Origin of the sequence: Bacillus sp. PS196 (assembly GCF_037963555.1) — a bacterium.
GTDB classification, from domain to species: Bacteria; Bacillota; Bacilli; order Bacillales; family Bacillaceae; genus Bacillus; species Bacillus subtilis.
The window spans coordinates 1,807,456-1,820,314 of the sequence record NZ_CP150159.1 but is presented as its reverse complement, the minus strand read 5'-3'; the positions used below and the strand labels follow the sequence as shown (position 1 = coordinate 1,820,314).

Annotated in this window: 1 protein-coding gene; it reads right to left on the bottom strand. The window is 46.0% G+C overall.

The genetic code is table 11. The features are described from left to right. Positions 1 to 55 precede the first annotated feature (55 nt). A complete protein-coding gene (gene pksM, locus NST79_RS09375) occupies positions 56 to 12,856 on the bottom strand; it encodes a type I polyketide synthase (RefSeq protein ID WP_212060456.1) in 12,801 nt (4,266 codons plus the stop codon). Between the last annotated feature and the right edge of the window lie 3 nt (positions 12,857 to 12,859).

Below are 12,859 nucleotides of genomic sequence, written 5' to 3'. Positions count from 1 at the left end.
TTCTTCCACCTCAGAAATGGTTAATTCTCCTGATCTGAAGGCATCGAGAATTTCTTTATGATTCATACGATTTACTCCCTTCTATGATGTTTTGCACACTCTTAAAATCCAATTTCCCTAGCGCCACCTCTTGCATCAATCCGATGATTTGCTCGTCTGTATACGTGTCCTTTATTTGATGTGCTGCTGCGCTATGATTTTGTTTTTCCGCTTTTAAGGCCAAATGGTCAGATAGAGCTTGGACTGTCTGACATTCAAGGATTTCCCGACCGGCCATCTTCAGCTGCGTGGTTTTTTCGATATGCCGCATCAATTTTCGGCCAAGAATTGAATCCATCCCATAATCCAGGAAGTTTCTTTTGAAATTGATTCGATCCTCAGATATGCCCAATTCTCGTGCTAAAAATTGAACAATGATCTTTTGAATGTGGCTTTTGCCATTCGGCTCGTCAATCTCTGTTTTCATATCTTGTGAATGCTGTTTAACGGCCTCTGATTGCTGAGTGCCTGACGAAATCCAATACCGTTCCCTTGCAAATGGATAACCAGGTAAAGAAACCATCCGAACGTGATCGCCATCATGAAAGAGTTCCCAAGGAATCTGATATCCTTTCACCCAGCATTCCGCGATGTTTTCCAAATTTCTTTCTTTTGCGAGAGCTTGCAGAACTGCTTCATCTTGTTCTTCTAAAATCCCTTCTGTATATCCTGTATAAAGGGATCTCTGTTGGCCTGATACCCCACCATTCTTCATTGCTTCCACATATTCCTTCAATTTTCGCACCAATTGCTTCTGATTGTTTGCAACGAGCGCGAGCCTTGCTTCCATGGCTTTTCTCCCAACCTGAAGCGTATATGCCACATCAGGTAAAGAAAGGTTATGATTCTGCTCCAGATACGCAATCATGCGGCAGGCAGCATCCTGAAGCCGATCGTCATTTTGGGCTGAAAGCACAATGATCTGCGGTGACCCTTGATGCCGCTGTGTGGACGGCTGATCATCCGGGATGTATTCTTCAATGACTGCATGTGCATTGGTGCCGCTGATTCCAGTCGTGCTGATCGTTCCCATCCTCGGCTTCTGATTTTTCCTGATCCACGAACGGTTTTCTTTGCAAAGCACAAATGGGCTTTCTTTAAACGGAATATACGGGTTTTCCGATTCACAGTGATGAGTGGCCGGAATGATCTGGTTTTTCATAGCCATCAGCATACTGATTAAAGCAACCGTTCCTGACGCTGCAAATGTATGTCCGATTAAAGGTTTAATTGAGCTGATCAAACAGCATTGCTTCTGCTTCGTATATTTGCTGAACACGCTCGTTAACGCTTGGACCTCAAGCGGATCACCAAGATTCGAGCCGGTACTGTGCGCCATCACATATTGAATATCGAGCGGATTGATTTCATTTTTTTCATAAATGTTTTCGATCAATTCTGCCTGGCTAAAAGGATTTGGCGCAGTAATGCCGTTGGTTTTGCCATCGTAATTCACGCCGCTGGCTTTGATGCAGCCATAAATATGATCTTTATCTTCAATTGCCTTTGATAATGGTTTCAAGAGAACAGCAGCCACCGCTTCACCTGGCACAAGACCATTGGCATCCTGGTCAAACACTTTGCATTGTCCGTTCGGAGACAGCATTTCGGCCCTTGTCAGCGCCTCAAAAGACATGTGAGAAATATTCAAGCTGACGCCGCCGGCTAAAGCCATTTCACAATCCCCCTGACGCAGAGCTGAACATGCCTGGTGAATCGCCACCAGTCCAGATGAACATGCTGCTGTCAAAGCCATATTAGGCCCTTTTAAATCCAATGCGTATGCGATTCTCGCAGACAATGTGGCGTTTTGTGTTCCGTTAATGTAATCCGTATCTTCGGTTAGATGCGCATATTCCCCTTCTTCCACACCTACATAAACACCGCAGGATTTTCCTTTTATCCGATCTCCCATATAGCCGGCGTCTTCAAACGTGTGCCATGCTTCCTCTAGAAAAATGCGCTGGCGCGGATCCATGCTTTCGGCTTCTTTAGGCGATATTTGAAAAAACAGCGGATCAAACCGGTCTATGTCCTTCAAAAATGCACCCCACCTTGGCACTGCTTTTTCTGGCTCTCTGTTAGCTCTCCCCCAGTCCCGGCGTTCGCCCGGAATGTCAGAGATACACGATTTACCGTTTTTCAGATTATCCCACAGCTCATGGACCGAATCAGCTTGAGGGAACCTGCCGCTCATGCCGATAATGGCAATAGGCTCATCGTGAACCTGCCGAATGCTTTGTTTACTGGTTTCCGGTTCAGGAGCTACAGGAATTGCTTCATAAGCTTCAGGGGGCTTTTGCGCCTCTGATGCATCATCCCGGTAAAATGCTTCAAATTGCTCTTTATGATCGGTTAAGAAAAAGCCGATCAATTCTTGTAAAGTCGAATAGCCGAAAAATAAAGCCGGTGTCACTTCGATGTTGAAATGCTTTGATAACACATTCGAAAATTTAGCCAAATAGATTGAATCAAATCCGAAGTCGGCCCAATTTTTGTTCAAATTCAGCTTGTCCTTTGAAATCTTAAGCAATGTGTGAATATGCTCTTTCAAGTCGTGTTCTAAACGCTTTTCAATGCTTAACGTTTTTACCTCATCCTTGTTTTCTTGTGCTAGAGGGGCTTGAGTGGCCGGTTCTGAAATAGCTGGTTCAGTCATTCCTAAAAATCTGCTGACACGGCTGGGCTGACCGGCTATCACGAGATGCTGAGCATCCTGCTGAGCTAGGATGTGCTCAAACATACGGATGCCTTCCTCGGCTTCTAGGAAGCGTTGGCCGCTTGATTTCAGGTACATATCCGTTGTTTCCTCATCACCGATCTTCATTCCGCCATCCTTCCACACAGGCCAGTTGATGACAAACGTTTTACCGTTATGCAGCTCATTTCTGTATTGTGCGTAAGCCATCTGAAACCTATTGCCAATCGCATAATCACAACATCCAAAATCCCCTAAAACCGCAGAAGAAGAAGAAAAATAACACATAAAATCAAGGTCTTCATTTTTAAGCCATTCATCAAGCGCTATCGTGCCGTTGATTTTCGGTTCAATGATGCGCTGGAAGCTTTCGATCTTTTTGTCAAAAATAGCAGAGTCGCTCTCGATTCCGGCTGCATAAATGACACCGTTGATGGCACCGAATCGGTCTTTCCCTCTTTTTACGCAGTCTCCCATTGCGATAGGATCAGACACATCTGCTTCTGCATACATCGCTTCGCCGCCTAGATCCTTTAATTCTTTTATTTGCTTTTGCTTCTCATCATTAAAAGGCGACCTCCCTGTCAAAATCAGGTTTGCGGCATAGTTTTTGGCCAAATGCTTGGCAAATAAATAACCAAGCCCTCCTACACCGCCTGTAATCAGGTAAGTACCGCCAGACTTCAATTTGCTGTTGTCCGGTTGTATCGTTGTCTGTTCAATGTGATTTACATATCGTTTCAGATTCTGATACAAAACCGTTTGTTCAGTTGAAGCCTGTAATTCTGCCCAGACTTTACGTGTCCAATCATCCATCGATCCTTGTTCCGCGGGCTGAAAGATTCCAGTCACTTTTGTGTGCGGAAGGACAAGCCCGAGTGAACGTTCGAAGCCAATCCATGATTCCAGATAACTTCGGTCAAGACTATCTTCAAAACATCCTGCCAGCAGCAGCCGTGAAGGATGAAGCTTTGCTGCGGACATACCTTGTAATAGGTAAACAATACAGGAATGGTCCTTAATACAGCGCTTGTCTTCCATAGGCCACATATAGAGGATTGCATCTGGCTCTCCAAGTTCTTCTTTAATGCTCTGGAAGGCCTTTTCAAAAGTAACGGGTTCTTGCCGCACAATCTGATAGCTATATTCAGACTGTTTGCTGTACACTTCGCCCTGTGATATAAAAATGACCTTGGTGTCTTGATCAACGTTTTTCAGGGCTGAAGCAAATGCGTTTTGCTTTTCTCTTTCAGTCAGAAAACAGATGAGCGTTTTGATACGTTTCGATGTGAGAGTCGCCGGCTCTTCTTTCCACACTTCTTGAAACGTCATAACCTTGAAAGGTTCTTCAGTTTGCTGATCATGATCCTGTTCTATAGACGCCGGAGCCTTTGCCGCGCCTGGCGCCCAGTAACGTTCTTTTGCAAATGGATATGCCGGAAGACTGATCCGGACAGGCGTTTGGGTGCCGTACAGCATGCCCCAGTCGAAAGACAAGCCTTTCACCCAAAGATCCAGCAGTTTCGTGTATTTCCCTTTGCTCATCCATGCTTCTATGATTTTTTCCGTATCCTCATCCGCTGATAAGACTGCTAACGCTTTTTTGTTATCATCGATGCGATCCAGATACAGGCTGTCTGCTTTGTTTTCGATAAAATCGTTCAGCTTTCTCTCAAGATCCTCTAGTGATTCCGCTATAAAGGCCAGCCGTTCCTCCATTGCTTCACGGCCTGTTTGCAAGGTATAGGCAATCCTGATCAGGTCTGTTTCGCGGTACCTTTTTTGTTTGATGGCTGTAAGCAGCTGTTCCGCTTTTTCTTGCAAGCGTTCCATGTTTTTGGCCGACAGCACAATCAGCGCTGGAGGATGGTCTTTCGGCGTTTGCGCCCCCGTTCTTGGAATATATTCTTCCAGGATGATATGGGCATTGGACCCTCCGGCGCCAAAACTGCTCAAGCCAGCGCGCCTAGGCACCTCTTGCCCGCCAATCACCGGGCGTTTCCATTCACCAAGTTGCTGCTGAACGACAAATGGCGTATGGCTGAACTCGATGTTCGGATTCAACCGCTGAGCATGCAATGATGGCGCAATTTGGCCATATTTAAACTGAAAAAGTATTTTTGTCAGCCCTGCAATTCCGGCTGCACTTTCACAATGACCGATATTTGATTTGCTGGAGCCGATCGCACAAAACTGTTTCTCCTGCGTATCTTTCTCAAATGCTTTTGTTAACCCCGCTATCTCAATCGGATCTCCTAATGCAGTGCCTGTTCCATGCGCCTCTAAATAACTGATGGTTCGGGCAGGAATGTCGGCGCGCTCCATTGCTTCTTTAATTACCTGTGCCTGTGCATGAGGATTTGGAACCGTGTATCCATTTGTTTTTCCTCCGCTATTAATGGCACTTGCCTTTATCACACCGTAAATATGGTCACCGTCCGCTATTGCTTGCTGCAGCGGCTTTAACACAATGGCGCCTACGCCTTCACCGTCGACAAATCCATCTGCATCATCGCCGAATGATTTACATGTATCACTAGCAGAGAGCATATTCATGACAGATAAATTCTGATAGTGAACCGGGTCGACAACTAAATTGACACCGCCGGCAATGGCACAATCACTCGATCCGCTATAAATGCTTTCCAGCGCTAAATGAATCGCTGTCAGGGAGGATGAGCAGGCTGTATCGACTGCAAGACTCGGGCCTTGGAAATTCAGTAAATAGGATATTCTGTTGGCGATAGACCAATAGCCGTATCCGGTCGGATAATTTTTGTTCATGACTCCGGCAAAGACGCCGATTTTTCTGCTTGAACAGAGCGAGTCAGGCGTGTATCCCGCATCTTCAATACTTGCATAAGCGGTTTGCAGAAATAATCGCTCCTGAGGGTCCATTCTTTCTGCCTCAAGCGGAGAAATCTGAAAGAATAATGGGTCAAACTTGTCCATATCCTTGATAAATCCGCCCCATTTCGTATAAATTGATCCTTCTTTTCCTTTTTCTTTATCGTAATAAACTTTCCAATCCCAGCGTTCTTTCGGAATTTCCTCAATACAATTTCTTCCTTCTTTTAGGTTGTTCCAAAAGTCTTCTGCGGTTTCCGCCTGAGGATAGCGTCCAGAAATGCCGATAATGGCAACGTCACGACTTGCAAGAGTGTTTGTCGGTGTTTCTTTCTCCCCGCTGAAGCCAAGCTTGCGATAGCGCCGTGTTCTTTTAGCCGCCTGATCAGGTTTCTGTGAAGATTGGGTTCTGCTTTCGGCCGGTGTCTGTTGTTGAACTTGACGGTCAAGACCTGTTAATTTCATCAGCGCTTCTGTTTTTGTTTTGATGAAATGCTCCACTAATGCGTCAATGGTCTGGTACTCGAAAAATAAAGTGCTGCTTACATGGTCAAATTCTTTACGCAATGTATTCGTCAGCTGGACAACAACGATAGAATCAATACCGTACTTTTCAAGCGGTTCAGATGACTCAATCTTTCCTGCAGGAATTTTCAACGTTTCCCCGATTAGTTTTTTCATATATTCTGTGCTTTTTTCTCTTAGGAGAGCATGTTTTGATTGTCCAGCTTCCTCTGAATCTATGGTATGAATGTAGGCTGGCTCCTGATTAGACGCTTGTGAAACAACCTTCTCCGGCAAGATCACATTTTTCATCATACGGCGAACCAGCCCGTTGCTTGAGGCTGCGACGATTTGGTGACTCAGATCATGTGCCGCCTCAGCCGGGAAAAAGACAGATTCAAAGCCTTCGCTTTCAAGTGCCGCTTTCCAGCTGTCAGGATGTAAGCCTGGACAGCCGGGAATCCGCACTGCAGGATCTTCATACAGCCACCAGCCTTCCAAAAGACCAAAGGTGATGTGAGGGAACAGGCTGTTTCCCGCCATTTCATTCAACAGCAGCATTCCGTTGTTTTTCATTACCGCTTTTGTATGCCGCAGTGTTTGACGGATATTTTTTGTTGCGTGAAGGACATTAGCGGCAATGACGACATCATAGCCTCCCGCTTCAAATTCCTGCTGATCAATCGGTTTTTCCACATCAAAAAGCTGATATGTCAGGTACGGATTTTCCGCCCCATATTCCTTTTCTGCATGCAGCAAAAATGCTTTAGACAGATCTGTATAGCAATATTCATTGATGTGCTTTTGATATGGTTTCAGTTTTTCAAAGATTCCGGCACTCGTGCCGCCTGTGCCTGCGCCTATTTCCATAATGCGAATCGATGCCTCAGGGTCGTGCTTCAGACGTTCATCCAGATAAGCTAATAATGTATCGGCAAGCACTTTATTAAAATAGTCTGCCACTTGGTTATGCTTATAAATGCCTTCCACCAGTTCCATCGAGGAATGCGGGAACATGATATCTGTTGCAGGGACTTTCCCTGTCAAAATATCCGGTAATGCTTGCAGCATGGCCTCTGCTAATACAACCATCGCCTTTGTCTCGCTGTCTTTAAGCCACTTTTCTTTTTTCGCGTTCCATTCTAGCCAAAGCAGCTCGATATCCTCTGCTTGGTCCTTCCTCACCAATGAATCTCCAACTTTCTTAAGATAGCCATGCTGCAAGAGAAATTCGCTGCTTTGCCGAATCCATTTTCCATAAAATTCACGAGTCTTATATTGTTGAAGACGTTCAACCGATAATGTATAACCATCAAACAGCCCGGCTGTTTGCAGCTGTCCTAACAACAGCCTGTAAAGAAGATCATCAAGCTCTTCATGTGTCACTCTTTGAAATCGTCCCGTAGTCGGCAGACGCTCCATCAGGCTCTCTGCATCTGCTGAAGGTTGCTCTGGATAAAGAGTGATGAATTCCTTCTGATTCACGCCTTCGACTGCTACAGGCTTTGTCGTATGAATGAAAGCTGTTTGGCTGACTGGCCCAGAAAGCAGTGCTTCCAGCGCCTTCATAGCCTCCGCAGGCTCAATTAAACCTAAGCCGATTTGATTCATGAGCTGTACATAATGTTCATCCTCAGCCGCTTCACTATTCCCCCAATACCCCCAGTTCATGACTTTTACAGGGCATGCCCAGCTCTGAGAAAGCTGGTGAGCAAAAGCATCTGCAAATGTACAGCCAGAGGCATAATGGCTTTGCTTCACATTTTTGATATGGGCTACAAGCGAAGAGAAGAATAAAACAAAATCTACATTCTCCTGGCGGAACACTTGGGCCATCCGAATACTGACATCGATCTTCGCCGCCAGTCCAGCGGTGAATTCTTCCGGCTTCATTTTTTCCAGGCTTTGCTCAAATAAAACCATCGCAGAGTGAACAATCCCGTGAATATGAGGATGGCGCATTTTCACTTGTTCATAAGCCTGCTGCAATGAATGCTTATCGGCTGCATCGGCTGCAATGTAGAAAGGCTCAGGGCCAAGCGCCGAAAGTCGGTCTATTTTTGACTGGATGGCAGCATTAAGTTGACTTCGCCCAATCCAAACGATTTGCGCCTGGTAGCGGCGGATCATGTACTCACTCCACGCCTCTCCGATATACCCGGCTCCTCCGATGACCACATAGACTCCGCCTTTCCGATATAGCGTGTCGCCTGACAGTGAGTACCGATATGGGATCAATTGCTGCTGATGCCATTGCTGATTACGATAGGCCCAAGCATGGCCAAGGCGGTCAGCTGGGAGCGCAAACATGTGATTTACCGGCCATGTGCAGCCTTTTTCAAGATCGAGAAGACGGATTTTCCAGTGTGGATATTCCTTTGCCATTGTGCCGGCAAGCCCATGAATGCTTGCATGGGCGGGTTGTACTGCCTCATGTTGCGTAACCGGCTGCGCTTGGACGGTCACAAGAGACCATTCAAGTTGTTTCTCGCCATAGCCTAATTGCAGGCAAGCTTTCACAAGCTTAAATAAGTGAAGAACAGCTTCTCCTTGTCCATCACTATCTATACTTCCCCGATGTGACGGGGCAATCCACAATACATGGTCAATGCTTCCGTACGCTTGCAGTTTGACCGCTATTCCCTCAATGTCATCTGCAGGCCGGATATCGATAAAGGAAACTTGCGGATAATGATGCTTTATGAATGCCCGATCAGCTTCAGCAGCACCGCATAAAACAGCTCGTGTACCAGCAAACGAAGCATTATCCTCCGTATCTGAAGAAACCGGTTCCCAGACAGGGATCATCATCGTATGCCCGGTCATCTGAGAATCAGTTGATAGTTGCGGCATTGAGTGCTGCTCTCCATCAAGTGCCCGCATCGAGGCACCCTTCATTCGCACACAAACGTGTCCGTTCTCATCACATAAATCAATATCATACTTTCTGACTTTGTCCTCCGCTTTACTGTCTGAACTGTATCGAATATAAGACCATATCTTCTCTGGACATGGGCTGAAAATATCAACCTCCTGCAACGCAAATGGAAGAGACAGCGTCTGAGCTTGTCCAGCGGCATTGACTGAGCTAACGATAAAACCGACTGTGGCATGGAACGCGGAATCCATCAAACTCGGGTGGAGCGCAAAATGCTGCTTGTCGTTTTTTAGAAAAGCGGGTAACGAGATTTTTGCAAGCAATTGATCTTTGCCGACATAGACTTTTTCAATCCCTTGATAGCCCTCTCCATAGTCAAGCCCAATCTTTCGAAACGCTGCATAGCATTGTTCTGACGTCACTGTGTCCAGGTTGCATTCTGTCTGTATTGATGAAAGGTTTAAAATGGAAGTCTCCGCTTCATCTGAAATGACAGCGCGGCCTTGGCAGTGTATCGTCAGGGCTTCTTCTTTATGTTCAGAGCTGCTATAAATGTCAAAGGAGATGTCCCCGTTATCCTCAGGAAAAAGGCCAATATGTATTTCTTTTGGTTCACTTTCAATCGTGATAGGACGCACCCACACAATGTCTTTAAGCGACACCACTCTTTGTTCGCCGTCCAGATCGCCTGCAGCTTTTTCCGCTGCTTCCCTTGCCATTTCTAAATAGGCAACGCCCGGCAAAATCTTCTGTCCCTGTACAACATGATCAGAAAGGAAAAATTCCGTGCCTGTAAATACAGAGCTAAAGCGCTGCTCAGTAAAGTCTGATGTATTGCGGTGCACCAGCGGATGTAAGATATGATTCACAGTGCTGGTTTTCATTTCAGGAACCGGGATCCAGTAGCGCTCCCTTGCAAACGGATAGGTCGGAACACTGATTTTAAGCGGCTTGCGATCGCCGTATAGGTCGTCCCAGGTGACCCGCTTTCCTTGAACCCATGCTTTCGCCATTTCCATCATTTCACTGTCTGTTGTCAAATGGTTATTCAGCGCATTTACCGATGCTAGCCCAGCCGCCTCCTGATTCTCCTTGGCTTGTCCGGTCCAGCAGCCCTCGATCTCTTCTTCTCCATTGGCAAACGCCCGAAGTTTAGCCGTTAAATCTTTTATGTCTTTTACGATGAAGGCCGCACGCTCCTCCATTTCAACCCGCCCTGCCTGCATGGTATAAGCTAACGCTAAAAGATTGACGTCCTCGCTAAGAAAATCAAGAAGTTTAAGAGCGTAAGCCTGCAGACGATCTTTGTTTCTCGCAGACAAAGGTATCACTATTTCTTCATTTTTCGTTAAAATCGTCTCTGAATGGCTCTCTGCCGGAATATATTCTTCCAAAATAAGATGCGCATTTGATCCTGAAGCGCCAAACGAACTTAAACCGGCACGGCGGGGATATGTGACGTCCACCCCGTTTTCTGTAAAAGATGGCTGCTCCCATTCCTTTGTTTCATGCTGGACAAAAAATGGGGTTTGATCGAGCTTCAAATAAGGATTCAGCTCTTCTGAATGTAATGAGGGCACCAAGGTTTTATGATGCAACTGCAGGACAGTCTTCGTTAAGCCGCTAATGCCGGCTGCAGCTTCAGCATGGCCAATATTTGATTTCACAGAACCGATTGAACAGAATTGCTTGTCCTGCGTATTGCGGCTGAAAGCTTTTACTAACCCCTGTACTTCAATCGGATCTCCCAATGAGGTGCCAGTGCCATGGGCTTCAACATAGCTGATGGTGCGCGGATCAATTCCTGTTTTTTCTAGACATGCTTCGATTACATCAGCTTGAGCTACCGGGCTCGGTACTGTAATTCCGCTTACTTTTCCTACATGATTTATCGCACTGCCTTTGATGACAGCATAGATTCGGTCACCGTCCTGTTCAGCTTTTCGCAGCGGTTTTAGCAATACTGTGCCGACACCTTCTCCAGATACGTAGCCATCCCCACCTTTGCCGAAAGTATGGCAATAGCCGTCACTTGAGTGCATCCCTACACTGCCATAGCTGATATATTTAGCCGGATGCAGTGACAAATTGACGCCTCCGGCAAGCGCGGCCTCGCATTCTCCATTCCGGATGCTCTCTATTGCCAGATGAACCGCAGTTAATGAGGAAGAGCAGACCGTGTCCACCGCCATGCTTGGGCCGTGGAAATTACAATAGTAAGAGACCCTGTTGGCGATTTGCGCATAATTCAGCGATAAAGGAAATGGATTGTGTTCTGATAGAGCTTCAGCCCCTATAAGGGAATAGTCCTTATGCATTACGCCGGCAAACACACCGACATGCTGTCTTTTATTTTCTCCCTGCGGTGCAGCAATTGTCTCTGGTGTATAACCCGCATCTTCAATAGCTTCCCAGCATGTCTCTAAAAATAACCGTTCCTGAGGGTCCATCATTTCCGCTTCACGCGGAGAGATTCTGAAAAATTGAGGATCAAAGCAATCAGCCTCCTCGATAAACCCGCCCCATTTCGAGAGTGGCTTGCCTGCAGGTGAATCCTGTCCATTGTTTTCTTTCCACTCCCAACGTGAGTTTGGAATCTCTGTGATGCAGTCGGTACCCGCTTTAAGATGTTCCCAAAATTCCTGTATGTTTTTTGCCTTAGGATAGCGTCCCGCCATTCCGATAATGGCAATGTCCTCCCCGATCTCTGGTGAAGAGGTAACACCATCAGGAGAATCCTTCATTGGTGAAGGAGATTGGCGGACAGCATCGTCCGCCTCTCCAATTGAATAGTGATCAGCAAGATGAGCAGCTAGTTCTGCAATTGTTGTAAATTCAAACAGCAGTGTCGGAGCAAGATCCGCTCCAACCTTATCTCCAATTTCCTGAACCACGGTAAGCAATGACGGAGAATCCAGACCAAGCTCATAGTACCCAGCGTGGATATCCATTTGTTCTGCCGGCCTTTCAAGCTGCTTAGCAAGCAGCTGACGCAAATACATTTCAAATGCGGGATAGTCCTGACTGATGTTCTGAGAGACAGCAGCTCTTTCTTCTTGAATTTCTTTTGGAGAATGAAAGGCTGACATATTCCGTACAGACTTGCCTGCAAATTGTTTCAGCTCGGCCACTTTTTGTCCTGATGAATTAAAATATTCAATCGTCATATAAGTGAGCTCTTTCTTTTGGCGCACAGATGAGGAGAGGATCCGTGCTGTACATCCTTTTTGCAATCGTTCTGAAGCAGAAAACGATTCATAATACAATGGCAGGTACATCGTTTGATCTGAGATCAGGCAGCTTGAACCTATGCCGCTGCCGTCAATAAGCGTCGGATGAAACAGAAAAGCTTCAGAATGGCGCAGGGCTTCCTGTCCAACTGCTAAATCAATTAAAGCACCCTCTTTGGTTTCATAAATCCGCCCTTTTGCCTTCATCATGCCGGTATGCACTAACTCCTGAGAACGGCATTGTTCATAGATTTCATCTAAATTCAGAATCCTGTCAGCTGTACTTTTCCACTGATTAAGGTCTATTGATTCGGCAAAAGCGGTTTGCTCTTTACGATGCATGTCAGCAGTCACATATTGTCTCTTGTCAGATAGCGATTCTCCATGCTGTTTTTGTCCGTCGATGATGATGGACCATGTCCCTTCCTTTCTTTCAGACACGTGAATGGTCAGGGCAATGTCATATGACTCATCTGCGATCAAAGGGTAAAAAATGGTCAGGTTTTTTAATTCAAGCTCTTGGTATGCATAACCATGTTCCTGGAATACTTGGTAGATTAAATCTATATAAGCAAGGCCGGGTAATAACGCTTGTCCATATACCTTGTGGTTGGACATGATTGGATTATTTAATGAAATGTGCAGTTGTTCAGTTATCATTTT